A 25,232-nucleotide genomic window follows, 5' to 3' on the forward strand; every position below is an offset into this window, starting at 1 on the left:
CCGCACCGGTCGGGCTCAGGCTGCGGTGGGTTGCCGCAGCGCCTGCCAGGCGCCGTAGCCGCCGAGCAGGTCGGCGACGTCGGTACGGCCGGCCTGGCGCAGCAGGCTGGCCGCGACCGAGGAGCGGTAGCCGCCGGCGCAGTGCACGACGACGGGCCGGTCGTCGGGCACCTCGTCGAGTCGCCGGGGCAGTTCGGCCAGCGGGATGTGCAGCGACCCGGCGATGGAACCCTGCTCACGCTCACCGGCGTTGCGCACGTCGAGCACGCGCGGCGGCTCGGTCCGGTCGAGGGACTCGCGCAGCTCGGTGGCGGTGACCCGGCTGGCCGGGGTGAGGTCGGCGACCATCTCGCGGAACGCGTCCTCGGGATCGCGCAGGTAGCCGGCGACATGGTCGAAGCCGATCCGGGCGAGGCGGGTCACGATCTCCTCCTCGCGGCCCTGGTGGGCGATGACGAGGATGGTGCGCTCGGGCGCGACGACGCTACCCGCGGTCTCGGCGAAGCGGCCGTCGGCGGGGATGTTGATCGCGCCACGGAGGTGCCCGGCGGCGTACTCGTGCGGGTCGCGGGTGTCGACGACGATGGCGCCGTCGGCCCGGGCGGCGAGGAACTCGGCGGGGGTGAGCGGCCGGGCGGCGCGGGCGTGGTCGAACAGCTCGCGGGTCTTGCGGTTGAGCACCGCGTCGAAGGCGAAGTACCCGGGTGCCGCCGGCTGACCGCCGGTGACCAGCTCGACGAACTGGTCCTCGCTCATCGGCGCGCAGGCGTAGTTGGTGCGGCGTTGCTCGCCGATGGTGGACTGCCGCTCGGTCGACAGGTTCTTGCCGCAGGCCGAGCCCGCGCCGTGGGCCGGGAAGACCCGCACCGCATCGGGCAGGGCCATCAGCTTGCGGTGCACGCTGTGGTAGAGCATGCTGCCCAGCTCGTCGGCGGTGACGCCGAGCGAGGCGAGCAGGTCGGGCCGGCCCACGTCGCCGATGAACAGCGCGTCGCCCGTCAGCACGCCGTACGGCACGGTGTCCTCGGCGTGCTCGTACACCAGCACGCTCACCGACTCCGGGGTGTGTCCGGGCGTTTCCATGATCTGCAGGGTGACCTCGCCGAGGCTGATCCGGTCGCCGTCGGTCAGCTTGCGGATCGGGTACTCGGTCTCGGCGCGTCGGCCGTACCCGATCCAGGCGCCGGTCGCCGCCGCCACCTCCAGATGCCCGGCGAGGAAATCGGCGTGGAAGTGGGTGTTGATCACGCCCTCGATGGTCAGCCCCCGGGCCCGGGAGTCGGTGAGGTACTCCTCGATGTCGCGGCGTGGGTCGACCAGGACCGCCCGACCGGTGGTGTCGTCGGCGATCAGGTACGACGCCTGGGAGAGGCAGTCCAGGTAGTACTGGGTGAACAGCAGGGTCAAACTCCTTCATGACGAGAACGGTCGACGGGACTTCTTCCGCCATACCCCTGGGGGTATATGGTGGGCACAGTGCTACGGTCCGGTCTTCGGCGGGATCACCTCCGCGACGAGTTCGGGTGCCCAGCACCGCTCGCCGCATCGGCCGGCGTGCACGGCCAGGATGCGGGTGCCCGGCAGCCGGGTGGCCAACCGGGACAGGCCGGCGCGCAGTTGACGATGATGCTCGGCCACGCTCACCGGGTTTCCCGCGCAGTCCGAGTGCGCGGCGACGACCAGGGTCGCGCTGCCGTGTGCCCGCTGGGAGACCCGCACCTTTTCCAGCAGAGTGTCCAGTCGGGACTCACCCGTCGTGGCCAGCAGCGCCTCCGGCCCGGGCTCGGTGATGGTGTCGAGGTACTCGACGTCGAGATGCCGTTTCACCCACTCGTCGAGGGGACGCTGGATGCGGCCGTCGATGCAGCTCAGCAGCGTGGCGAACCGGTCGGGCACGGCTAGAACACCTCCTGTGGCGACGGCGGCCGTGCGGGTGTGTCGACCACCGGCTGCGTCGCCCCGCCGCCGCTGGCCGCCACCGCGGCCGTCAGGTCGGGGTGCACCTGACCGCCGCTGTGCACCGTCTGCCACACGCCCGCCCGCCCGAGCAGGTCGCGCACCGGCCCACGGACCGTGGCCAGGTGCAGCGCCACGCCCCGGGACGCGAGACGTTTGTGCAACTCGGCGACGGCGTGGGCACCGTCGGCATCGGCGTCGCTTATCGCGCTGGCGTCGAGCACCAGTGCCGTCAGTTCCGGCCGTTGCTCGGCCAGGCTGAGCAGTCGGTCCTCCAGGAACTGGGCGTTGGCGAAGTACAGCGGCCCGTCCACCCGGACGATCGCGACCCGGGGGTCGGTGATCAGGCCCGCGTAGCGCGCCACGTTGCGGTACGTCTGCGTGCCCGGCACCCGGCCGAGTTCGGCCAGATGCGGCCGGGCCGAACGCCACAGGAAGACCGCCAGGGCGAAGGTCACGCCGGCGGCGAGACCGGGTTCGACCCCGAACAGCAGGGTGACCGCGAAGGTGAGCGCGAGGGTCAGCCCGTCCGAGCGGCGGGTCCGCCACGCGGTCACCGCCGACCGCCGGTCGACCAGCCCGAGCACCGCCACCACCACGATGGCGGCGAGCACCGCCTTGGGCAGGTGGTGGAAGGCCGGCGTGAGGAACACCGCGGTCAGGGCCACCATCAGGGCGGTGACCACACTGGCCAAGGGGGTGCGTGCCCCGGCCGAGTAGTTCACCGCGCTGCGGGAGAAGCCGCCGGCCACCGGAAACGCCTGGAACAGGCCGGCCGCGACGTTTGCCGAACCGACCGCCGCGAGTTCCTGGTTGGGGTTGATCTGCTGGCGGCTCCGCGCCGCGAGGGACTTGGCCACGGCGATGCCCTCCATGTAGGCGACCAGGGCGATCGCCACGGCGGCCGGCAGCAACGCCGCCACGTCCGAGCCGCCGAGCGCGGGGACGGCGGGGGCGGGAAGCCCGCCGGGGACCTCAGTGAGGATCCGCACGCCGTGCGTGCCGAGGGAGAAGGCGGCGCTGGCCACGGTGACGCCCGCCACCACGAGCAGGGCGCCGGGCAGTTTCGGCAGGTAGCGGCGAACCAGTAGCAGACCGGCGACGCTGGTCGCCGAGACGAGGACCGTCAGCGGGTGGACGGTGGTGGCCGACCGCCAGAGCGACGCGGCGATCTGCGGAAAGGTCTCCGCCCGCCCCGCGTCGAGTCCGAGCAGGTCCTTCACCTGGCTGGCCGCGATCACGATCGCGGCGGCGGAGGTGAAGCCGGACAGCACCGAGTGGGACATGAAGTTGACCAGGGCGCCGAGCCGGAGCACACCCATCAGCACCTGGATCGCGCCGACCAGCAGGGCGAGCAGGCCGGCGAGAGCGGCGTAGCGGGCGGGGTCGCCGTCGGCGAGCGGAGCGAGCGCGGTGCCGGTCATCAACGCGGTGATGGCCACCGGCCCGACCGCCAACGATCCGGAGCTGCCCAGCAGCGCGTAGACCAGCAGCGGCACGACCGAGGCGTAGAGCCCGGTGACCGGGGGCATACCGGCCAGCGCGGCATAGGCCATGCTCTGCGGCACCAGCATGACCGCCACGGTCAGACCGGCGATCAGGTCGTGGCGCAGGGTGCGACGGTCGTAGTGGCGCAACCATCCGAGCAGGGGCACCACCCGGGCCGGGCCGGAGCGGTCCTGCCGGACGTACTCCGTACCGTTCACGCCTGTTGCCGATCGTTGCGCAGCCGCGCCAGGGACCGGTCGACGTCGCAACCGGCGCCGCGGTTGTAGGGCAGCCGGGACAGCATCGCTCCCATCGCGCAGGTGTCGGTCAGGGCGGCGAACGTCAGGCCGGCGCCGATGAAGCCGGCCACGAAGCGGGCGGCGGGCACCCAGACGCTGGCGACGACGGCGAGCAGCACCACCCCGCCGGCGACGAGGCGGACCTGGCGTTCCAGGCTCCACCGCTGCCGACCACGCTCGACCGGTCCGCCCGCGGCGACCCAGGCGTTCATGCCGCCGGTGATGACGGTGGCATCGGTCAGGCCGGCGTTCGCCAGCCGGGCGCAGGCCGTCGTGGCCCGGTTGCCGGACTGGCACATCAGCAGGATCCGGCCCCCCGCGTCGTTGACGATCCGGCCGAGGTGCGCGTCGACCTGGTCGAGCGGCAGGTTGATCGAGGCGGGCACGTGCGCGGTCTCGAACTCGCCCGGGGTGCGTACGTCGACGATCAGCACGTCGGGGTTGTCGGCGATCAGGGCTCGTGCGGCGGGCACGTCGATGGTCGGGGAACTGCTCCTGGCGGTCACGGGACACTCCATCCTCAGGCTCGGCTTCATACCCCGGGGGGTATCTGGATCCGAGTATTGACCAAGGATCGGAGAACCGCAAACGGCCCGCGGTCGGCCGCCCGGAAATACCCCCCGGTGTACTGTTGTTCGACGAGTGGAGAGGGGTGGGGATGCAGGTCGACGAGGACGCGGTAGGTGACGTGGTCAAGCGACTTCGCCGTGCCGAGGGCCAGATTCGCGGCGTCATCGGCATGCTCGAAGACGGCCGGGACTGCGCCGAGGTGGTGACCCAGCTCGCGGCGGTCTCGCGCGCGCTGGACCGGGCCGGCTTCAAGATCATCGCGAGTGGCCTGGAGCAGTGCGTCAGCGGCTCCGCCGGGGACGACCGCAAGGCCAACCTCGAACAGATGGAGAAGCTCTTCCTGTCGCTGGCCTGAGGTTCGTCGCCGAACGGTCGCGCCCCGGCGGAGTCGGGGCCGCGGTCAGCGGAAACCGGCGATCAGAAACGCCGCCAGGCCCGCCAGTGCCAGTGGCAACGCCGCGATGAGAGCCAGCGCGCGTTGCCGGTTCGTCCGCCCGGCCAGGGCGAGGACCAGCAGGCCGAGCGCGATCCTGATCAGGGCGTCCCAGATCGGGTCGTCGCCGTAGCTGGGGTCGCCGATCCGGCGGATCTCCAGCCCCGCCTCGGCGAACAGCACCGCGGCCGGCAGCGCCGGCCCGACCACCTGTCGCCAACCTGCCACGTGTGTCCATGTTCCGGCGATGCCGAAGAGCACTCCGGCGAGGACGCCGAAGCACATCCAGAGCAGTGACGTCGGTGCCCACAGCACGGACCAGTCGTCGCCCTGCACGACCGCCGCCGTGACGTAGTAGCTGGGTACCGCGACCACGAGTGCGACAGCGGCGCCCGCCGCCGCGCGCAGCTTGCCCGACCGCACCCAGAAGCCGAAGAGGTAGGCGGCGACCGCCCACACCGCACTGGAGTTGCCGAGGTCGCCGACGGGATACGGCACGTACTTGATCCAGATGAAGTCGAGGCAGCCGAGCAGCAGTCCGCCCAGGGTCGCCGCGAGCGCCACCCGCCGGTTGTCGGGTTCAGGTCGCATGGGCTGCGAGCATACCGGGTATGCACCGAGGCCGCGCGTCGCGGGTCAACGCGGTGCGACGCCGTTGCGGTAGGCCCAGACGACAGTCTGGAGCCGGTCCCGTACGCCGATCTTGGCCATGGCGCGGCCGAGGTGCGACTTGACCGTGCTGGTCTCGATGAACAACTCGTCGGCGATCTCGACGTTCGACAGCCCTTGGGCGAGCAGGCCGATGATCTCGACCTCCCGCGCGGTGAGCTGATGCGCGGCGGCGGCATCGGTCGCCGGTGCCGGGGTGCGGCGGGCGAACTCGGCGATCACGCGTCGGGTGACGGCCTGGTCGACGAGCCCCTGACCGTCGGCGAGGCGCCGCACCGCCTCGATCAGTTCCTCCGGCTCACAGTCCTTGAGGATGAAACCGCTGGCGCCGGACTCCAGCGCGCCGAAGACGTACTCGTCGAGGTCGAAGGTGGTGACCACCAGCACGGCCGGCGGCGACCCGACCGCCTCGGTGATGATCCGGCGGGTCGCGGTGAGGCCGTCGCCGCCGGGCATGCGTACGTCCATGCAGATGACCTCGGGCCGGAGCCGGCGGGCCAGCTCGACGGCGGTGGACCCGCTCGACGCCTCACCCACCACCTCGATGTCGCCGGCCTGTTCGAGGATGACGCGGAAGCCGGCCCGGACGACGGACTGGTCGTCGACGAGCATCACTGTGATCATCTCTGGTCGTCTCCGTTCACGGTCGCCGTCGCCCCGGTGGCGCGGGCATCGTCTCCGGTCGTCGGCACCGTCACGGTGACCGACCATCCGCCGGTCGTCGTCGGGCCGGCGGTGAACTGCGCGCCGATCAGATGTGCCCGCTCGCGCATGCCCACCAGCCCGACCCCACCGGTGACCGGGGATCTCGGCTCGGGTCGTCGGGTCGGCCGGTCGTTGCTCACCTCAAGCGAGACCTGCCGCGGCAGGAAGCGCAGTTGCACGCGGACCGGCGCCCCCGGCGCGTGCTGGCGGGCGTTGGAGAGGGACTCCTGGACGATCCGGTACAGCGCGACGTCGGCGATCGGCGGCACGTCCCGGTGCTGCCCGTGCCGGACGATCTCGACCGGGCTGCCGAGCTGCCGGGCGTCGCTCACGAGATCGTCGAGCATGGCCAACCCGGGCACCGGAGCGTTGCCGTCGCTGTCCCCGGTCCGACCGCGCAGCACCCCCACCACGAGTCGGAGATTGTCGAGGGTCTCCTTGCCCTGGGATCGGATCCATGCCACCGCGGTCTTCGCCGCGGACGGATCCGGGTCGATCAGTCGCTCGGCCGCCGCCGCCTGCACCACCATGCCGGACAGGTGATGGGCGGCGACGTCGTGCAACTCGCGCGCCATCCGGGCGCGTTCCGCGCCGATGGCAGCGCGCACCGTGGCCTGCTGTGCCCGCACCGCCTCGTCCGCCCGGGCCCGCACCAGTTGCAGGTACCGCCGGTAGGTCGCCACGTAGCTGCCGACGAAGACGAGACCGGCGTAGACCAGGGCGCTGGTGGCCAGATGTCCGACGGTCGTGACGAGCGGCCCGGGGCCCGGGCCGCCGATGGCGAAGTCAGCCGCGTCGGCAGCTCGTGCCGCCACGGCCACGCCGGACGTCTCCACCACCACGGCCGCGCCGGCAGCCAGCAGCGCCGAGCGGAGCGGGAGCAGCGTGCCGACGGTGTACGCCGCGACGAACGGTGCGATACCGCGGATCGTCGCCTCGGGTACCGAGAGGACGATGACCGGCACCTGGACGCCGACGACGAGCGCGAGGCAGAGCCGTGGCCGGACCCGACGCAGGCACAGCAGCATCGCCTGCCCGCTGCACAGGGCGATGACCAGCCAGACCCGCGCCGGGCCGAAGGTGAGCCCCTGCGCCGGTGCCACGAACCGGAACAACAGCGTCATGACCAGGAACGTCAGCACGGTGAGCAGCGCCGCGAGCAGGCAGTCCCGCGCGAACCGACCGGTCACCCCGACCCGGGTCAGCCGATCGTCGAACCAGCGGGTCAGCCGGGGTGGACCCGGGACGTCGACGGCGTCCGTGACGGTGCCGCTGTGGTCGGACATGCGATTGTCGTCCTCGTTCCGGTTCGTTTCGGTCAGTAGGAGATGCTAGGGGCCAGCAGCATGAACTCGACGGCGAACCAACCCGTGCCGGCCAGCGCGAGCAGCACCGCCACGCCGCCGGTGATCCGGTGCCAGCCGGTCCGGCGTCGGATGTCGTCGACCAGCCGGACGGCGGCCGGCAGCACCCCGAGCAGGCCGATCAGCTGCATCAGCTGCACCACCCGCAGGCTGGTCGCGGAGACATCCTGCAAGCCCATGATGCTGACCAGGCTCACCGCCCAGCCGGCGAGGGCGAGCAGCGTGCCGGCGACGGCGACCCGGGTGAGGATCCGCGCCGTTCGGCCGGCCCGGTCCCGGGGTGCGCGGCCGAGGCGGCGGCGGACGATGGCGCGTACCGGCCACGAGAGGGCCACGAGCAGCAGGACCACTGTGGATGCGGCGAGCACGGTCAGCACCAGTGCCGAGTCCCGTTCGGCCGGCACCGGCAGCAGCGCGAACGCGGAGTCGAAGCTGATCGCCTCCACCTGTCCGTCGGTCACCCGCATCGCCACGGTGCGCTGCCCGCCGACCTCGCGCCACACCCACGGCGAGACCTCCTCGTACAGCGCGGGGGAGTCGGACAGTGGCGCGGGCTCGAACAGCAGCCGGTCGCCGTCGGCGACGCTGACCGTGGTACGCCCGACCAGACCCATCATGGTCAGGAAGTTGCTCCGCACCGCCCGCGAACTCTCGTACGTCCCGGCGGCCAGCGCGGCGTGCTCGGCGGCGGTGGCCGGGTCGACGTCTGCGACCGGTTGCGTGCCCGCGACCTGTCGCGTGGCCCCGGCGGGGAAGTAGCGGTCGGCGAAGCCGTTCAACACGGCCTGCCGGAGTTCGTGACTGTCCAGCGCACCCTCCCCGGTGCTGTTCAGCGAGAGGTAGATGCCGGTCCGGTCGTCGGGGTAGAGCTGGAGGTGGGAGTGGAAGTAGCGGGTGTCGCCGCCGTGGCCGAGGATGCGGTGCCCGTTGCGGCTCTCGTCGAAGTAGCCGAGGGTCATCCGAGGGCCCTCGGCGAGCGTGCCGAGTGACGTGGCGTCGAGTGCCGGGCGCTGCATGAGTTCCCGCGTCGGCGCGTCGAGCAGCGGTGCCTCACCCACCTGCTCGCCCAGCTGGGCGAGCATGAACCGGGCCATGTCCGTCGCCGGGGCACTGAGCGCGCCGGCCGGGGGAGTGCTCACGATCTCGAACGGCGCTGCGGGCGCGCCGGCGCGTTCGTACCCGTTGGACATCCGATCGCTCAGGTGCGGGGGCAACGGCTGCTCAAAGGTGGACGATGCCATGCCGGCGCGGGCCAGCACGTTGCTGGCGACGTACTCCTCGAAACGGAGGCCGCTGGCCCGCTCGACGAGGTAGCCGGCCAGCGCGTTGCCGTAGTTGGAGTAGGCCGGCACCGTGCCCGGCTCGTAGATCTGCTCCGGCGGGTCGTTGATCAGGGCGGCCCGCAGGTCGACGTCGGTCCCGGTGGTGCCGATGAGGCCGGCGATCCGCTCCTCGAACCCGGCGGTGTGGGTGAGCAGGTGCCGCAGCGTGACGTCCTGCGGATAGCGGCGGGGCACGGTGAAGTCGAGGTACTCGCCGATGTCGGTGTCCAGCTGGAGCTTGCCGCTCTGCACGAGTTGCAGTGCCGCGGTGGCGGTGACCAGCTTGGATACCGATCCCACCCGGAACAGGTGCCGGTCGGGATCGACCGGGACCGCAGCCGCGTCACCGACACCGGTGTCGGCGTGGCCATAGCCCCGGGCGGTGAGGGTTTCGCCGTCCCGGACCACGGCGACGCTCGCGCCGGCGACGCCGGTACGCGCCAGCGCGGCCGGCAGCAGCCCGTCGAGCCAGGTGTTGACGTTCGCGCCGGTCAAGGCGGCGGGCTCGGCCGGGGCGGGCGGTGCCGAGCCGGGCGGTGCCGGGGCGCTCTGCGGAGTGCCGCACCCCACCACCGTCGCGGCGACCGCGACCGCCGTGGCCAGGGCAGCGCCGACTCGTACGCGGCGCGAGCGGGATCGGGTTGCGCGAGGTCGGGTCACGGTCTTGTGGATCATGGTCGGTAGCCACCTTCCGGGCCGCCCGGGTGTCCGGAATGCTTCCGTACGGCGTCACCCGGGGCCTGGTGCCAGCCTGCGGGAGCGCCGTCGACGCGACATCTGGCGCAGGACGGCATTCGACTTACGACCTGAGTAGCAACCCAGGGTGCGACCGCATACCCGCGCGCCCTGCCGGGTACGTCGATCGACGAGGATGGCCGGGGGGGCGGTGCGCCGGCCCTACGGCCCCGATGGGGAGCGAGGAATGTCGATGCGAAAGTGGTCTGCCGGAGTGGGGTTGGCGGCGCTGGCGGTGGGGGTCGCAGGTTGCGGTGGCACCAGTGCCACCGACGGGGGGTCCGCGTCGCCGACGGCTACCCGGACGCCGATCGCCGAGGCCACCACCGGGGAGGTGCCGGCGCCCACGGCGTCGGTGCCGGCCAGCCCGGTGCCGACCGCCACCCCGGCGGTGTTGTCCGGTACCCGTCAGGTCACCATCACCCGGGTCGACGGCTTCGAGGCGGGACTGTCGTTGACCGACGACGGCCGCCTGGCCGAGGTGGACGACGACAGCGGTCGGCAGCTGTTCGTGCCGACCCCACTGAGCGGGCAGAACTTTCTGATCCGGTCCTATCGGGGGGCGGGCGGCGGCCCGGGCGCCGGTGAGCCGGTCTGCTGGCGGGTCCGCAACCCGAGCGGCAGCCAACCGCTGGTGGTGGAGGGTGCCGCCTGCCGCGAGGACGAGCCGCGACAGCAGTTCACCATCTCCGCCGCGGACGCGGACGAGGGGTTCCTGATCAGCAACAACTCGGCGTACCTGCGGACGTCGCGGGAGTCCGGGTTGATCCTGGAGGAGTTGGGCGACGCGCCACCGGCGAGCAGCTTCCGGTTCAACGACAACGGGCCGGCACCCGACCGAAATTGATCACCCTGCCGGGTGGCTCCGCGCCGCGTCCGCGCGATTCCCACCTTCGTCAGGGTCGCTGCGGAGACGGTCCAACTCGGCGAGGTACATCGCCTGCATGCGGTCGTAGTGCCGAACCAGTAGAGAGACCTCCTCGACGCTGTACCCCTCGACGAGCCGCTCCGCCCGTTCGGCGAACCGCTCGTACGGTCGCGCCAGCTCGGCGATCCGCTCGGGCCGCAGGGCGACGATGACCCGCCGCCGGTCCGCCGGATCGCGCTCGGCCGTCACGTAGCCCGCCTGCTGGAGCCGGCGGAGCATGCTGGTCACCGCCCCGGTGGTGAGGTTGGTCCGCTCGGCGACCTGACCTGCGGTGGCGGAGCCGACGTCCGCCAGGTAGTCCAGGCACTCCAGGTCGCTCACGGTGAGGCCCAGCCGTTCCGCGATGGCGTACCGGAACACCATGGACAGCCGCGACGTCTCCCGCCCGGCGCGCATGAGGTCGGCGATCGCGGCGGCACGGGCCGGCTCGTGGGACATGACCGTCATCATGCCTCCGGCACGGTGACCCGGTGCAACCGAGGTAACACCCGGGTCAGCACCCAGTGCGGTGCGGCGGCGCCCCCGGTCAGGCGGCGCATCAGCCGAGCGGCGGTGTCGACGGCGCGGAAGGCGTACGGCACCATCTCGTTCTGGTACCTGGCGATCGCCACCTCCACCGGGGTGCCGTTCGTCCGAGCCTCGACCAGCCGCTGACCGAGCAGGGCAGCGTCGCGCAGCGCGGTGTTGCCGCCCTGCGCACCGAACGGCGGCATGGCGTGCACCGCGTCGCCCATCATCGTCGCCCGGGGTACCGCCCACCGGTGCGGGCGCTGGCCGGTGGCGAAGAGGTTGAGCACCGTGGCGTCCAACTCGGCCGTGTCGACCAGCCGCCGGACGAGCGGGTGGAAGTCGGCACTCATCCGGGCGGCCAGTTCCCACAGCGTCAGCAGGTGCCCGCGCACGCCGATGGGCACCTCCTCCCGCCGCAGCAGCAGTGCCCACATGACGTAGTCGTCGCCGGTGGGCGCGTAGCTGCCCGGGGCCAGACGGGCGAATGCCTCGCGCGGGCGCTCGCCGAACCGCATGGGGGTGAAGAAGAAGGCGCGGCCGGGCCGGTCGGCGATGGCCAGGACCCCGCTGGTGCGCAGCGCTTCCGGGATGACGCTCTCGCCGTGGTGCCGCAGGGGAGACCGGCCATAGATGCCCACCATCGGGGTGTCGGTCGGGTGCGCGTCCGGCATGAGCTGCGCGCGCAGCGCCGAGCCGACGCCGTCCGCGCCGACGACGACGTTCGCCGGGGCGGCCCCGCCGTCGGAGAACCGCAGCCGAAGCCGGGCCGGGTCGTCGCTGTCCACCGCGACGGCCGTCTTGCCGTAGTGGATGCGCCCGTCCAGCCCAGACTGCAGGATCGACCGCAGGGTCAGCCGGTCGACCTGGCGGGTCGCGTACGGCTCGTCCTTGAAGGTGATGGTGAACGCGTCGCGCAGCCGGCTGTCGGTGAAGCGCAGCTGCCCGCCGGGCTCGTCGCCGGTGGACAGCGCCAGGCGGTACAGCGGGCGGGGCAGGCTCTCGCGCAGGGCCGCCAGCCCGTACCGGTCGAGGATGATCCGGTAGCCCTGCCGCCGGACGAAGGGGCCCGAGTCCCGTTCGTAGACGTGCACGTCGATGCCGGCGCGCATCAGGTACTGGGCGAGGCAGAGGCCGGAGAGGCCGCCGCCGGCGATCGCCACCGAGAAGTCAGTCGATACGCTCATGAGCGTTATCTTAATGACTAAGATAATTTGGGCAAGGGCTGCCGGCCTGCGATGCCCCCTGCGTCATTGATCGATCAGCTCGACGGTGACGATGGCGGTGTCGCCCGGGTCGAGATCCTCGGCGGCGCGGACGGCACGCTTGACCGGCAGCACGTAACAGCCGCGTGTGCGGTCGGGAAAGATTGAGGTCGTCCAGCTGCTGCCACCGATGGTCGCTCGGACCCGCACCGCGCCGAATCCCCGCCGTGCCCCGCCGCAGCGGTCCCGGATGTCCTCGGAAGCATCGTCAGGCAGGCTCACGAAGGTCCAGCTTTCATTGCGCCGGGCAGCCCAGAGCCACAACTCGCTGTCGAACTCCACGATCACGACGCCCATCATCACACCCGGGCCCGACAGCGCCGTTCGACCGCGTGCGACTCGCGGCCGTCGCCGGGTACGGCCGGCTGAGGTTCCGTTCCGGCCCCGGTGCGGCCGGGACGTCTCGTCCCGGCCGCACGCACGGATCAGGTGTTGATGGCACCCATCATCGTGGCGCGGGTGTTACCCCGCGCCGCGCGTTCTCCGGCGGCCATCGCCTCTTCCGGGGTGGCGCCACGGGCCATCGCCCTGGCCACGGCCTCGGTGCGCTGTTGTTCGATCTTCCTGCGCCGCCGCTTCTTGAACCAGCTCCAAAAGGACATGTCGGCCATCTGCCCGAGTGCAGACCACACCAAACCTGTCCGTCCTCACCGCATCGTGTGGCGTTCGGCGAACCGCCACACGATCTCGCTGGCGTCGGGACCCGCGTGATCGGTGTACCTGCCGTCGCCGTCCGGGCCCGGCCAGGCGTGCCCCATGCCCTGGACGAGGTACGACTCGACGATCGACGAGCCGTCCGACGCGGTGATCGTCGTATGCGTGTACGCGTGTCGTCCCGCGGCGGCTGGCACGGACGTGGTCTCCTCGGTCCGGCCGAGGCTGTCGTTGGGCTGCCCGTCGTCGATGAGGTCACCCACCGCGGTCCAGTGCGCGGCGAGTCGGGTGGCGACCAGAGGCGGCACGACATCGTCCTGCTCGCCCTGGATGATCAGCAGCGGCACCCGCCGGGCCCGTTCGCCCATCTGCGCCCACGCCTGCCGCGCCGTGTCCAGCGGTGAGGTCGAGTCCGGGTCGTCCGGGTCGACCTGGTCGAGGCCGTACTCACCGCCGGCGACCGAGGTCACCGTGGCGAAGACGTCGGGATAGGTCGCGCCGAGGATGACGGCGGTGCCCGCCCCCGAGGACGCGCCGGCCACGTGCACCTGCGCCGGATCCGCGTCGTACTTCTCGACCACCTCGCGGGCGACACCGGCCAGCAGCGCGGGTTCTCCGGTGTGCCGCTGCTGCTGGCGAGGGTCGGCCGAGTTCCAGCAGGCGATCACGTTGCGGGAGATCAACTGCGTGGGGTAGACGACGATGAAGCCTTCCCGGTCGGCCAGGCTGTTGAACTGCGTGGTGGCCTTCATCGAGTTCCACCCGTAGCCGGTCATCGCGCAACCGTGGATCGCCATGACGACCGGCAGCCGGGCGGTCCCGTCCTGCTGGGGCGGGAGATGAACCTGGTAACGCTGCGAACCGGCAGGGCCCTGGTAGACATGGTTGCGGTCGCCCGCGCCCATCTGCCAGGGCAGGCCGAGTTGGAGAGCGGCGACGCCGAGACTGACGACGGCCACGACGGTGACGAAGATGCTGGAGACGATCCCCAGCCACCGCCGCCGGGGACGACGAGAATCGGCGTCGGCATTCGTCGCGGACTCGTTGGCAGGGGTGATGGACATGTACCCATGACAGCGCGGACGCAGCCGACCTGTCAGTGCCGCGGTGTCATGACCGCATGTGACACAGCGTCACTGGTCGTGGCGAATGACCTGGGCGCGTCGGCCGCCGGTCTACATGTTCATGATCGGTAGCTGAGCGTCGCTCGGCTCAAGCCGGGTGAGCAACTGCTCGGGCTGTCCGGTCACCATCGACAGCGCGTTCAGTGCCGCCGCCCGGTCGCCCTGGTCGGCCGACACGACGGCCACGGCGATGGCGAGTCCGCTGGCCACGTGTGGGCTGCGCTCCTGCGCCAGCCGGGCGGCGTCGGCGATGTCCCGCCACGCATCGTCGTGGCGGCCGGTGCGGCTGTGCGCGATCGCCCGGTTGGCGAGCAGCATGACCCGCACGATCGGGGTGCACTCGTCGGTGAGCTGGCGGCCCATCAACTCGGCGGCGCGCTGGTATTCCCGGTTGCGGAACGCCGCTGCCCAGCCGGTGCGGTCGGTGAGCTGGATCAGGTCGATCACCCGGCCCTCCTCCGGCCAGGTCCTGCGGTAACTGAGCCGGAAGCTCATCCAGCCGTTCGGGTCCAGGGCGGGCAGCAGTGGACGGATGTCGGTCGCGCACTGCTCCGGGCTCGGCGGACAACGAAGGAAAACCGGCTTCGGGTCGGCCACCAGCGCCCGACCTTCGTGGTCGAACAGCCAGTTACCGCGATGCGCGTCGCCGTGCAGGACGTTGCGGGAATGCAGAAGCGCCAGCGTGTGGCCAATGGCGTAGCCGTCGGTGTCCGGCGTGAACCTGCCCGGCTCGGCCACCCACAGATCCCGGAACTCCCGGTAGTCGGTCACCACCGGCCGGGCCTCGTACGGAAATGGCGGCGGTGGCATGCGGTCGACGTAGGAGCACAGGTAGCGGATGCTCTCGCGTGGGCCGATCACCAGCGGATAGCGCGGCCCGCCCGCGCCGGTCAGGGCGGACAGCGGCACCGCAGCACACTCACCGACCGACTCGACGATGTACTGCGGCCACTGATCCGTCTGGCGGTCTGCGGGCACCTCGTCGCGGAGCAGGACGATCTGGCCGCCCGCCACCAGGTCGCGTACGGCGCAAAGGTCTGTTCCGGTGAACTCGGTCGCTTCGACGCCCGTCGAGCCCAGCATCATGGGGCCGATCCTAGAATGCACGTCGTGGCCGCAAACGGACAGAATGTGGCGCTGGTGACGCAGACACTGATGGCCAACGCCAGCAGCGTCCTGTCCCGCCCAGAGGCGCTGACTCTCCCCAGGTTCCTCGATCTCTGCTCGCTCTGCGAGGCTGCGGTGCTGCTCGACCGGATGGAGGCACTGGGGGCCTCGAACGAGTACGTCAGTGGCCTCAGCAGCCAACTCGCCCGCGAGGGGCTGTACCGGACGTTTGTGCCGACTCTGCCGCGCGACGAACTGCGCCGGATCGCGCTGCGACTGCCCGACGAACTCGCGATGCGGGTCGCCGAAGGCAGCGGCGACGACCCGTCCGCGGCCAGCGAGACCGGCGCGGTGGCCGGTCTGGACTACGCGGCCGGGCTGAACAATCTCCTCGCCCAGGTCGACGGGCTCGGCAGCTTCGCCAGCGCGGGCGAGGCCGTGGTCAAGGAGCGGATGTACCGGGGCAACGGCTACCTGGTGGTGGCCGCCGCACACGGCCTCGACTACTTTCCCGACTTCGACCGTGTGCCGTTCGTCGCCGGCACCCTGCAGAAGACCTACCGGTCGCTGCCGCGTCAGCTGTACGACAGGATCGCCGAATCGCTCCAGGAACCGCTCACCGGAGGCGACGTCGTCGCCGAGTGGACGGCCATGTCGACGATCCCGATCCCGCCGATCGCCGCGCTCGTGCTGTCCCGCGCGTCCGGTCTCGACGACATTCCCGAGCAAGTGCTCCGAGTCCGCGACGAGTTCAGTGGATTCCGCCGCTACTTCGCTGACTTCAAGGCCGAGTTGCAGGCCGCCGACACGATCCGCGAACGCCGCAAACTACTGGCCCGCTACCGAACCCTGCTGGAGGAGGCGAGCGGCCCGGGACGCGAGGCGGTCTCCGTGACCGAGATGCTCAACCTGACCGAAAAGGCGGTCGCGGTGGCCGCCGCGCCGGCCGTGCCGACAAGTTACGGCGCGCTGCTGGTGACGCAACCGATCGACTGGATCAGCCGCTGGTGGCGCCGCCGCCCGCTGGCCATCCTGTTCCGCCTGGACAGCAAGATGCCCAAACTCTCGGAATACCAGCAGTTGGCCGCCCGCCTGTGGGGGCCCGGGTCTGCCGCCCGTCTGCACGACCAGGCCGCTGCGCACGGCACCGCCATGCAGAGGCTGCTGTCCGAGGTCGAGACCACCGTCCAGTGAGCGTCAGGCGGCGCGCTTGGGTGGCATCCGTCACTCGCTGGCGTCGCGCTCGTCGGCCAGGCCGGCCAGGCGTCGCTTGTCGGGCTTGCCGGCGACCGTGACCGGCGCCTCGGCGATGAAACTGATCTTCCGGGGGGTGCTCGGCTCGCCGAGCTGCTTGCGGACCAGCTCGCGCAGCACGTCCGGATCCGGCTGCCGGCCCTGGGTGGCGGGGACCACGAAGGCGTGCACCGCCTCGCCGGTCTCCTCGTCGGGTGCGGCCACCACGTACGCCTCGGCGACGTCGTCGCAGCTGGCCAGGACACGTTCGATCGGGCCGGCGTACTGGAGGTCGGCGTTGACGATGATGACGTCCCGGGCCCGTCCCAGCAGGTACAGGTAGCCGTCGGGGTCCAGCCGGCCGAGGTCCCGGGTGCGTACCCAACCGTCGGTGAAGACCTCGGCGGTCTCTGCCGGTTCGTTCCAGTAACCGCTGGCCTGGGACGGGGTGCGGACGAAGACCTCCCCTTCGACCCCGGCCGTGACCGGCCGGCCGTCGGTGTCGCGGACCTGCACCTCGACCGCGGTTGGTGGACGACCCACCGAGGCGAGCAGGGCCGGTGCGGCGAGCATCTCCGTCGGGGTCAGCATGGAGATCATGCCGGTCTCGGTCTGGCCGTAGCCGTGGTAGACGACCGGCCCAAGGACGGAGAGCGCCTCGGCGAGCCGGGCCGGATGCAGGGGCGCGCCGGAGACCAGCAGGGCGCGTAGCGTGCCGAGGTCGGCCGGCGCGGCGCGCTGGGCGGCGACCAGCTTCGCCAGCCTGGGGACGGTGATCACGCTGGCGGTCGCCCGGTGCCGGACCAGCGCGTCGGGGAAGAACGGTGCACCGGCACGAGGTGGCTCGGCGATCACCATCGTGCCGCCGGCGGCCAGGGTGAGGACGCCGTACTCCAGCATCACCTGACTGTTGAGCGAGCCGAAGACCAGGTAGCGGTCGAGGTGGCCGGCAAGGTCGCGGACCGCCGGCGGCCACCGGTCCGGGTGCGCCGCCCAGGCGGCGTCGAGGGACCCGTACGTCTGGAGGCAGCCCTTGGGGTTGCCGGTGCTGCCGCTGGTGTAGACGACCCGGGCGACGTCGTCCGGATGCCCGGCGGGGACCGGTGGTGTGACGTCGGTCCGGGTGGCGGTCAGGTCGGGTGTCCCGTCGACCGGGCCGATGCCGAGCAGGGGACGGTCGGCGGCGACCGACCTCAGCTGCGGTGTCGCGGTCGAGCGGTCGACGAGCACCGCCGCGATCCGGTGGCCGAGCAGGTGCCGGAGGTGATCGGCGGGCAGTCCGGGGCGTACCCCGGCGACCCGGGCGCCGACCACCTGGGCCGCGACGATGGCGGCGAACGCCTCCGGAGACACGCCGAGCGCCACCGCCACCCCAGCGCCCGGGCCGATTCCGGCCGCCTGGAGACCTGCGGTGATCCGGGCGATCAGCTCGGACATCTCGTCGGCGCCGACGGTGCGCGAACCGTGTTCGAAGACCGGCCGGGCCCGCCCGCTGCCCAGCAGGTCGAGGATCGCCTGCGGAAAGCCCGTTTCGGCTCCCGCCGTCACCCGGCTGCTCCTGCCGCCGGGGCGACGCCGGCCAGGGACTCCTTGACGAAGACCGCCAGCGGCTGCTGGTGCACGGTGGGCAGGTTCCACTCGTTCTCCAGGTTCTCCGCCAGGTGGTGCACGGCCACCACCTGCCCGTCCCGGTGGTGCCGCACGACCGGGTGCAGGTACGTGGCCCGGTGTGCGCCATGCGCGTCGTTCTCCGCCACCCGGGGCACCGAGATGTCGAACGGGTCGACGGAATCGTGGTCCGGCCCGTACTCAAGGGTGACGGCGAGCGCCCAGCCGCCGCCCAGCCCGCCGTCGGCGAGGTACGCCATCGGCACCTCCTCGTGGTAGTAGGCGGTGTCGTCGCGTACCGTGACCACGTCGCCGAGCACCCCGAACTGCTGCCAGAGCGCCGACGAACGGTTGACCCGGGCGATGATCGCGTCGGTGATCGCCTCGGGGGTCGCCTCCAGTCGGGCGGTCGGCCACTGCGTGTCGTGGTAGCGGGAGGCGAGGATGCGGTGCAGCGCCCGTACCCCGTACCGGAAGCCGTGGATGAAGCCGCTTGTCGATCGTTTGAAGTCGCGTTGCTGGGTGAGGGTGCCGGCGAAGTAGAGGTCGGGGACCGTGGTCGACTCGTACGCCGGGGTCTGCTCCGGGAAGCGGTCGTCGATCACCAGCCGGGGCCGGCAGCTCTCGTCGAAGATGCTCGCGTCGAATCGGAATCCGGTGCAGGCGATCACCCGGTCGTAGCGGATCTCCCGGATCGCCTCGGCGGAGCGGGCGTACCGGAAGCGGACGAGGTAACCGCCCTCGGGCTGGCGGTGGATGCTCTCCACCGTGCCGTCCAGCACGGCGTTCTGCGACTTCAACTGGTAGGTGTCGAGGAAGTTGTTGTTCACCGCCCGCAGGTGCCCGACATAGTGTGACTGCCAGGCGAACCGGACCGAGCGGGGCCCGGCCAGGTGCACCACGGCGGCGGTCTCCATCAGCGCGTCGGCGGTCTCGAAGCCGGAGTTTCCCTTGCCGATGATCATGACGCGTTGGTTGACGAAGTCGGCCGGGTCGACACTGACCGTGTCGTACCGTTCGGCGTTCTCGATCCCGTCGATGGCCGGCACGTACAGCTGCGAGACACCGGTTGCGACGATCAGCCGACGTCCCCGCCAGGTGTGGCCGTCGGCGTCGAGGGCGTGGAAGCCGCCGCTGTCGCGGCTGATGCGGACCACCCGGGTCTGGTAGCAGACCCGCACCCCGGTCGCCCTGGCGAAGTCGGCGAGGTAGCGCAGCAGGTCGTCGGCGGCCGGGAAGTACCGCTGGCTGTACCGGCTGAACAGCAGGTCCGGATCGTCACTGAGCAGCGAGTTCCAGTCCATCCGCAGGTTGAACTCCGGATCGTCGGAGCCGGTGTGGACCTTGTTGATGGAGATCAGCTTGCGGTGTCGCGGATAGCTGCGGAAGAAGGAGCCGGGCTCGGCACCGGCTTCCAGGACGACGTAGTCGTGACCGTCGCGTTCGAGCGACGCGCCGAGTTGCAGTCCCGCCGGCCCCGCACCGATGATCAGGTAGTCGTGCGTCATGTGCCCGGACGGTAGCGACGGGTCATCAGAGATAACTCAGACCGCTCTGAGAATCCCCGGCTACGGTCGGTCCGATGACGACCCACACCGCGCCCGACGCGGTCAGCCCGATCGACCTGGCCCGCCCGCTGCGGGTGGCCGACCTGCGCCGGGCCGCCAGCGAGGTCACCGTCGACATCGCCGCCGAGGTACGCGACCGGGTACGGCGCTCCCGCGACCACCTGCGCGCGGTCCTCGGCGACAACCGTCAGGTCTACGGTGCGACCACCGGGTTCGGCGCGCTCGTCGGGTTCGCCGGCCGGGACGACGACGCGGACCAGTGCGACAACACCCTCGCCCACCTCGGCGCCGGCCAGGGCCCGGACATCGACCCGGAGGTGGTCCGGGCGGCGATGCTGGTCCGGGTGTGGTCGCTGGGCCAGGGCACCTCCGGCGTCTCGCTGCGGGTCGTCGAGGGGCTCGCCGCGATGTTCGGTACGACGTTCGTGCCGGCGATGCCCCGCCTCGGGTCGGTCGGGGCCAGCGGTGACCTCATCCCGCTCGCCTATGCCACCCAGTCGCTGCGGGGCCGGGGCTGGGCCTATCTGGACGGTGACCGGAGGCCCGCCGCCGAGGCGCTCGCCACGGCCGGGCTGACACCGCTCCTCCTCGACGGACGCGACGCGCTCGCGCTGGTGAACGGCACCTCGCTTACCACCGCCGCCACCGCACTCGCGCTGGACGACATCCGCCGCGCGCACCGGGCCGCCCAACTGCTGAGCTGCCTCCTCGTCGACGTGCTCGGCTGCGACCCCGGCCAGTTCCTGCATCCCCGGCTGCTGGCCGCGTACGGGCATCCCGGCGCGGTCGACGTCGGCGCCCGGATGCGGGAGTGCCTTGCCGGCGCGGTGCCGTCGGGTGGGCGCCCGCTCCAGGAGGCGTACAGCATCCGCTGCACTCCGCAGCTGCTCGGCGCCGCCGAGGACGCGTTGCGGTACGTCGACGGCGTGGTGGAGTCGGATCTGCGCAGCGTCAGCGACAACCCGCTGTTCTTCCCGGACGACGATCTGGTGCTGCACGGCGGCAACTTCTTCGGCCAGCCGGCGGCCTTCGCCGCCGACGTGCTGGCGACCGTGGCGGCCCAGCTCGGCAACCTCGTGGAGCGCCAGCTCGACCTCCTGGTCGACCCGGTCCGCAACGGCGGGCTGCCGCCGATGCTCGCGGCCGGGCCGGGACGGCAGCACGGGCTACAGGGCGCCCAGCTCGCCTCGACCGCGATGGTCGCGGAGATCCGCCGGCAGGCCACCCCGGCCGGGATGCAGAGCCTGCCGACGAATCTGCACAATCAGGACGTCGTGCCGTTCGGTACCCAGGCCGCGCTGCGCGCCGTGGACCAGGCACGGTTGCTGCGGCTGATCTGCGGAACGCTTGCGGTCGGGCTGCGTCAGGCGGTCCACGTCGGTGCGCGTACCCCGACCGCACCGGCCTGCGTCGCCGTGCTGGAGCGGCTCGCGGAGATCGTGCCGGCGATCGACCCGGACCGGCCGCTCGACGCCGATGTCCGCCGTGCCGCCGACCTGCTCGACCTGCTGACCGAGCCACCACAATTACCGGCCTCGGCTGGCTGATTTTTCTCTGAGTTCGCCTTCGTACCGTCGCCTGGTGACCGCAGAGATGCTCGACTATCTGATCATCGGGGCGGGGCCGGCCGGACTTCAGCTGGGGGCGCTCCTCGAACGGGACGGCCGGCGGGACTACCTGGTACTGGAGTCAGCCGACATCCCCGGTGCCTTCTTCACCCGGTTTCCCCGACACCGTCAACTCATCTCGATCAACAAGCCGCACACCGGATCCGACGATCCGGAGCTGAACCTGCGGCTGGACTGGAACTCGCTGCTCAGCGACGACCCGGCGTTGCGGTTCACCCGCTACACCGAGCGCTACTTCCCGGACGCCGAGGTGATGGTCCGCTACCTGGCGGACTTCGCGGCGGCCACCGGGGTCCAGGTCCGCTACCGCAGCCGGGTGGTCCGGGTCGCCCGGTCCGCCGACGGTGGCTTCGCGGTCACCGACCAGGAGGGTACGACCCACCGGGCGCGTCGGGTCGTCGTGGCGACCGGTGTCTCGAAGCCGTACGTCGCGCCGATTCCCGGCATCGAACTCGTGGAGCGGTACGACGAGATGCCGGTCGATCCACGCGACTTCCTCGACCAGCGGGTGCTGATCATCGGCAAGGGCAACTCCGCTTTCGAGACCGCGGACAGCCTGATGGAGACCACCACCCTGGTCCACGTGGCCGGGCCGAGTCCGGTCCGGATGGCGTGGCGGACCCACTACGTCGGGCACCTGCGGGCGGTGAACAACAACTTCCTGGACACCTACCAGCTCAAGTCGGCAAACGCGATCCTGGACGGGCACGTGCGCGCCATCGAGCGGGACGGTGACGGCTACCGGGTGACCTTCGGCTTCTCCCGAGCCAACGAGGTCACCAAGGAGCTGCGCTACGACCGGGTGCTGGCCTGCACCGGTTTCCGCTTCGACGCGTCGATCTTCGCCGACGACTGCCGACCGACGCTGGTGATCAACGACCGCTTCCCGGCCCAGACCCCCGCCTTCGAGTCGGTCAACGTTCCGGGTCTGTTCTTCGCCGGCACGCTGACTCAGCAGCGCGACTTCAAGAAGTCGACGAACGGCTTCATCCACGGTTTCCGGTACGGCGTCCGGGCACTGCACCGCATCCTGGAACAGCGGTACCACGACAATCCGTGGCCGGCGGAGAAGCTCGACGCGACCGCCGAGGCGGCGGCCGACGCGATCATCGAGCGGGTCAACCGTTCCTCCGGCCTCTGGCAGCAGTTCGCGGTGCTCGCCGACGTGCTCACCGTGGCCGAATCGGGCGCCCGCTACCACGAGGAACTGCCCGTCGACTACATCGGGCAGGCCGGGCTGGCCACCGCCGATCATCAGGTGGAGCACGCCTTCGTCGTCACCCTTGAGTACGGTCCCGACCACGACCAGGTCGACCCTTTCGACATCTCGGTGAGCCGGATCGCCCAGGACGTGCCCGGCCAGGCCCACGACGCGGCGTATCTGCATCCGGTGGTGCGCCATCACCGCGGGGGTCAGCTGACGGCGGTGCACCACCTGGCGGAGAACCTGGAGAACCAGTGGGACAAGCCGCAGGTGCACCGGGCGCCGCTGGTCGCCTTCCTGCGCCGCTGCCTGACGAGCACTGTGGGCTGACGCGATGCCATCGGTGCCTGCGCAGGTGACCCCGTCGCGCACCGCAATGGCCGACCCGGGGCCCCTGCACCGTCTCGACGATCTGGAAGCCGAGGCGCGGCTGCGGCTCGATCCGGTGCATCGGGACTTCTTCGCCGGCGGTGCCGGGGACGAGCGGACGCTACGGGCCAACGAGACTGCCTTCGACGCGTACCGGATCCTGCCCCGGGTGCTGCGGGGCGGCGGTGAGCGCGACCTGCGGACCGAACTGCTCGGCGAGACCCTGCCCATGCCGGTGCTGGTCTCTCCGACCGCCTTTCACCGGCTGGCGCACCCGGAGGGGGAAGTGGCGACGGCCCGGGCGGTGGGGGCGGTCGGCACCGTACTGGTGGTGAGCATGGCCTCCACCACGCCGATCGAGGCGGTGGCCGAGGCGATCGAGCCGTCGGACCGGTCGGCGCGGCTGTGGTTCCAGCTCTATCCACAGCCGGATCTCGGCTTCACCGCCTCGGTGGTCAGCCGGGCGGAGGCGGCCGGCTGCCGCGCCCTGGTGGTCACTGTCGACTCGCCGGTCTTCGGCCGCCGCGACCGCGACCTGCGCAACGGTTTCCTCGACCTGCCGCCCGGCTACTGTTGCGAGAACATGCGCGACCCGGAGACCGGCCGGGTCCGGGACATCGTCATGGACGCCACCCTCGACTGGGCCCGAATCGAGTGGCTGCGCGCGACGACGCGGCTGCCGATCGTGCTGAAGGGGATCCTGCACCCGGCCGACGCCCGCCTCGCGGTCGCGCACGGCGTGGACGCCGTGCTGGTCTCCAACCACGGCGGGCGGCAGCTCGACGGGGTGCCGGCGAGCATCGACGCCCTGCCGGCGGTCGTGGCGGCGGTCGGGGGTCGCATTCCCGTCCTGCTCGACGGCGGGATCCGCCGGGGGACCGACATCCTCACCGCGCTGGCGCTCGGGGCGGTCGCGGTCGGGGTCGGTCGACCGGTGCTCTGGGCGCTGGCGGCCCGGGGCGAGCGCGGCGTCAGTCAGCTGCTCGACCTGCTCCGCGCCGAGCTGGCCCGGGCCATGACGCTCGCCGGTGCGGTCCGTCCCGCCGATCTCACCCGCGAAATGATCCTCGACCGGGTGCCGGGATGACCTACCCGCTGGTGCTGCTGTGCTGCCTGGCCGGCCTGCTGGCGGTGGGTTGGCTGCTGCCGCGCCGGCTGCCACCGGCGGTGATCCGGCTCCGCGAGTGGATCTTCAGGCGGGTGAACGGCGCCGAGGGGATTCCGGTGCCCGGCCCCCGGATCGGTCCCGAGCACTTCACCCGGATCTACTCCCATCCGGCGGCCAGCGGGCGTAGCCGGGGCGCCGGCATCTCCGACCTCTTCTGGTACTGGCTGGCGCCCGGGCCGCAGATGCACCAGGAACACCTGGAGCCGGGCGAGCGCTACCGCACGGTGGCCCGGACGACCAGGCGGGTGGTCGCGGTGTCGCATCGACGTTCGACCGAGCTGGCCGGCGCGGCGACCCGACGGATCCTCGACGAGCTGCCGGCCGGCCGGACCCGCCACGTCCGGCTGCGGGACCTGATGATGCCGATCTGGGCGGAGGTCTACTACGAACTCGTCTTCGGCGCCGCGTGCCCGCCGGACGTCCGGGCGCTGATCGTGGCCAACGCCGACGACGTGGTCACCGCGCTCAAGTGCTGCGGGCTTCGGCACCTGGACCGGCGCGATCGGCTCACCCGCTATCTGCGAGCCCGGGTCGAGGCCGGTACGGCGCCGGTGACGCTGCCGGATCCCTTCACCGCCGAGGAGACCGCGTGGTATCTCCAGGGCACCTTCTTCAACACCGCCGTGGTGCAGATGTCGGAGGCGATGGCGCACCTCCTGCTCGCCGTGGCGCAACACCCGACGGTGCAGCGGGAACTGGTCGCCACCCTCGACGACCCCGACGGCGACGCCGCCCTGGATCGGGTGATCGACGAGACGCTGCGCGTGCATCCGCTGTTCGGGGTGGCGCACCGGATCACGTCCGGCCCGATCGAGGTCGACGCCGGGCTCACCATCCCGACCGGCTCGGTGCTGCTCTTCAACTACCTGGCCTACCAGCGCAGCGGACCGGCGGCCGACGACACCTTCGCGCCGGAACGTTGGCTCACCCAGGACCGGGGCGACGTGCACTTCGTCCCGTTCGGTGTCACCGCCAACCGGGCCTGCCCGGCCCGCGGCGTCGCGCCGGTGATGATGCGCGCGGTGACCCGGGAGGTGCTGCGCCGGTACGCCCTGGTCTCCACCGTGCGGCACACCCGGTCGCTGCCGAACCGCGGACCCTGCTTCCTCGTCCCGACCGACGCTCGACCGCCGGCCCCGGCCCGACTGTCGGTGATGCGGTGGGGCGACCGCTGGTCCGACGTGGGGCGTAGCCTCGTCCAACTGGCGCTCGGCACCTGGATGGTGCTCGACGCCCGACGTCAGCGCCTCTGCGCGAGCTACTTCGAGCAGGTCCGGCGATGACCACGGATGGTCGATCGGGCTGGCGGCGATCGCCGATCGAGACAA

Annotated in this window: 23 protein-coding genes; 7 read left to right on the plus strand and 16 right to left on the minus strand. The window is 71.6% G+C overall.

Translation table 11 applies throughout. The annotated features are described in order from the left end of the window. Positions 1 to 15 precede the first annotated feature (15 nt). The 4 genes from O7624_RS27930 to O7624_RS27945 all read right to left on the minus strand — a co-directional run bounded on the left by O7624_RS27930 (position 16) and on the right by O7624_RS27945 (position 4,249). Positions 16 to 1,401, minus strand: coding sequence for a rhodanese-like domain-containing protein (locus O7624_RS27930; RefSeq protein WP_282240776.1), 1,386 nt, complete (start codon positions 1,399 to 1,401; stop codon positions 16 to 18). A gap of 78 nt (positions 1,402 to 1,479) precedes the next feature. Further along, positions 1,480 to 1,896, minus strand: coding sequence for a carbonic anhydrase (locus tag O7624_RS27935; RefSeq protein ID WP_282237954.1), 417 nt, complete (start codon positions 1,894 to 1,896; stop codon positions 1,480 to 1,482). Between the two features lie 2 nt (positions 1,897 to 1,898). Further along, positions 1,899 to 3,662 carry a sulfate permease gene (gene sulP, locus O7624_RS27940; RefSeq protein ID WP_282237955.1) on the minus strand — a complete coding sequence of 588 codons (1,764 nt, stop codon included), beginning with the start codon at positions 3,660 to 3,662 and terminating at the stop codon, positions 1,899 to 1,901. Continuing rightward, on the minus strand, positions 3,659 to 4,249 hold the full coding sequence (locus O7624_RS27945) for a rhodanese-like domain-containing protein (protein ID WP_282237956.1): 591 nt from the start codon (positions 4,247 to 4,249) through the stop codon (positions 3,659 to 3,661). Before O7624_RS27945 ends, sulP begins: the two co-directional genes overlap by 4 nt. Positions 4,250 to 4,401: 152 nt before the next feature. Here O7624_RS27945 and O7624_RS27950 point away from each other — a divergent pair, with 152 nt between their 5' ends. Further along, complete coding sequence (locus O7624_RS27950; RefSeq protein ID WP_093408891.1) at positions 4,402 to 4,668, plus strand: metal-sensitive transcriptional regulator; 267 nt, start codon at positions 4,402 to 4,404, stop codon at positions 4,666 to 4,668. 45 nt (positions 4,669 to 4,713) lie between these two features. On the opposite strand, the gene O7624_RS27955 is transcribed toward O7624_RS27950, so the two are convergent. The 4 genes from O7624_RS27955 to O7624_RS27970 are packed head-to-tail and all read right to left on the minus strand — an operon-like array spanning position 4,714 to position 9,481. Next, positions 4,714 to 5,337: a DUF6518 family protein gene (locus tag O7624_RS27955; RefSeq protein ID WP_282237957.1), complete on the minus strand. Its 624-nt coding sequence runs from the start codon at positions 5,335 to 5,337 to the stop codon at positions 4,714 to 4,716. Between the two features lie 45 nt (positions 5,338 to 5,382). Next, a complete protein-coding gene (locus tag O7624_RS27960; protein WP_282237958.1) occupies positions 5,383 to 6,039 on the minus strand; it encodes a response regulator transcription factor in 657 nt (218 codons plus the stop codon). Continuing rightward, positions 6,036 to 7,406, minus strand: a complete 1,371-nt coding sequence (locus O7624_RS27965; RefSeq protein ID WP_282237959.1) for a histidine kinase — start codon at positions 7,404 to 7,406, stop codon at positions 6,036 to 6,038. Before O7624_RS27965 ends, O7624_RS27960 begins: the two co-directional genes overlap by 4 nt. Before the next feature lie 32 nt (positions 7,407 to 7,438). Then, positions 7,439 to 9,481 carry a serine hydrolase domain-containing protein gene (locus O7624_RS27970; protein WP_282237960.1) on the minus strand — a complete coding sequence of 681 codons (2,043 nt, stop codon included), beginning with the start codon at positions 9,479 to 9,481 and terminating at the stop codon, positions 7,439 to 7,441. Positions 9,482 to 9,734: 253 nt separating this feature from the next. On the opposite strand from O7624_RS27970, the gene O7624_RS27975 reads away from it, so the two are divergent. Then, positions 9,735 to 10,388 carry a hypothetical protein gene (locus O7624_RS27975; RefSeq protein WP_282237961.1) on the plus strand — a complete coding sequence of 218 codons (654 nt, stop codon included), beginning with the start codon at positions 9,735 to 9,737 and terminating at the stop codon, positions 10,386 to 10,388. Here the strand turns inward: O7624_RS27975 and O7624_RS27980 are convergent, their stop codons facing one another. The 6 genes from O7624_RS27980 to O7624_RS28005 form a co-directional block, all read right to left on the minus strand. Then, positions 10,389 to 10,907: a MarR family transcriptional regulator gene (locus O7624_RS27980; RefSeq protein WP_282237962.1), complete on the minus strand. Its 519-nt coding sequence runs from the start codon at positions 10,905 to 10,907 to the stop codon at positions 10,389 to 10,391. A gap of 8 nt (positions 10,908 to 10,915) precedes the next feature. Then, positions 10,916 to 12,163, minus strand: a complete 1,248-nt coding sequence (locus O7624_RS27985; protein ID WP_282237963.1) for an NAD(P)/FAD-dependent oxidoreductase — start codon at positions 12,161 to 12,163, stop codon at positions 10,916 to 10,918. Positions 12,164 to 12,226: 63 nt separating this feature from the next. After that, the gene (locus O7624_RS27990; RefSeq protein ID WP_282240777.1) at positions 12,227 to 12,529 is read right to left on the minus strand and encodes a DUF1905 domain-containing protein; all 303 of its coding nucleotides are present in this window, start codon (positions 12,527 to 12,529) and stop codon (positions 12,227 to 12,229) included. A gap of 137 nt (positions 12,530 to 12,666) precedes the next feature. Then, on the minus strand, positions 12,667 to 12,852 hold the full coding sequence (locus O7624_RS27995) for a hypothetical protein (protein ID WP_282237964.1): 186 nt from the start codon (positions 12,850 to 12,852) through the stop codon (positions 12,667 to 12,669). Positions 12,853 to 12,888: 36 nt separating this feature from the next. Continuing rightward, positions 12,889 to 13,959 (minus strand): PHB depolymerase family esterase, encoded by a 1,071-nt coding sequence (locus O7624_RS28000; RefSeq protein WP_282237965.1) that lies wholly within the window; start codon positions 13,957 to 13,959, stop codon positions 12,889 to 12,891. A gap of 111 nt (positions 13,960 to 14,070) precedes the next feature. After that, entirely contained in the window at positions 14,071 to 15,105 is a 1,035-nt protein-coding gene (locus tag O7624_RS28005; protein WP_282237966.1) for a hypothetical protein, read from the minus strand. A gap of 24 nt (positions 15,106 to 15,129) precedes the next feature. Between O7624_RS28005 and O7624_RS28010 the strand changes: the two genes are divergently transcribed. Continuing rightward, positions 15,130 to 16,320, plus strand: a complete 1,191-nt coding sequence (locus tag O7624_RS28010) for a hypothetical protein (protein ID WP_282237967.1) — start codon at positions 15,130 to 15,132, stop codon at positions 16,318 to 16,320. 30 nt (positions 16,321 to 16,350) lie between these two features. On the opposite strand, the gene O7624_RS28015 is transcribed toward O7624_RS28010, so the two are convergent. Together O7624_RS28015 and O7624_RS28020 are read right to left on the minus strand one after the other, a co-directional pair. Further along, the gene (locus O7624_RS28015; protein ID WP_282237968.1) at positions 16,351 to 17,907 is read right to left on the minus strand and encodes an AMP-binding protein; all 1,557 of its coding nucleotides are present in this window, start codon (positions 17,905 to 17,907) and stop codon (positions 16,351 to 16,353) included. After that, on the minus strand, positions 17,904 to 19,475 hold the full coding sequence (locus O7624_RS28020) for an NAD(P)-binding domain-containing protein (RefSeq protein WP_282237969.1): 1,572 nt from the start codon (positions 19,473 to 19,475) through the stop codon (positions 17,904 to 17,906). The genes O7624_RS28015 and O7624_RS28020 overlap by 4 nt, the downstream gene beginning before the upstream one ends. 74 nt (positions 19,476 to 19,549) lie before the next feature. On the opposite strand from O7624_RS28020, the gene O7624_RS28025 reads away from it, so the two are divergent. The 4 genes from O7624_RS28025 to O7624_RS28040 are packed head-to-tail and all read left to right on the plus strand — an operon-like array spanning position 19,550 to position 25,187. Next, positions 19,550 to 21,082 (plus strand): aromatic amino acid ammonia-lyase, encoded by a 1,533-nt coding sequence (locus O7624_RS28025; protein WP_282237970.1) that lies wholly within the window; start codon positions 19,550 to 19,552, stop codon positions 21,080 to 21,082. 34 nt (positions 21,083 to 21,116) lie between these two features. Further along, the gene (locus O7624_RS28030) at positions 21,117 to 22,697 is read left to right on the plus strand and encodes an FAD-dependent oxidoreductase (protein WP_282237971.1); all 1,581 of its coding nucleotides are present in this window, start codon (positions 21,117 to 21,119) and stop codon (positions 22,695 to 22,697) included. 4 nt (positions 22,698 to 22,701) lie between these two features. After that, the gene (locus O7624_RS28035) at positions 22,702 to 23,823 is read left to right on the plus strand and encodes an alpha-hydroxy acid oxidase (RefSeq protein WP_232511391.1); all 1,122 of its coding nucleotides are present in this window, start codon (positions 22,702 to 22,704) and stop codon (positions 23,821 to 23,823) included. Continuing rightward, positions 23,820 to 25,187 (plus strand): cytochrome P450, encoded by a 1,368-nt coding sequence (locus O7624_RS28040; RefSeq protein WP_282237972.1) that lies wholly within the window; start codon positions 23,820 to 23,822, stop codon positions 25,185 to 25,187. The genes O7624_RS28035 and O7624_RS28040 overlap by 4 nt, the downstream gene beginning before the upstream one ends. Positions 25,188 to 25,232: the final 45 nt, after the last annotated feature.

It is taken from the genome of Verrucosispora sp. WMMD1129 (assembly GCF_029581255.1).
Taxonomy (GTDB): domain Bacteria; phylum Actinomycetota; class Actinomycetes; order Mycobacteriales; family Micromonosporaceae; genus Micromonospora; species Micromonospora sediminimaris.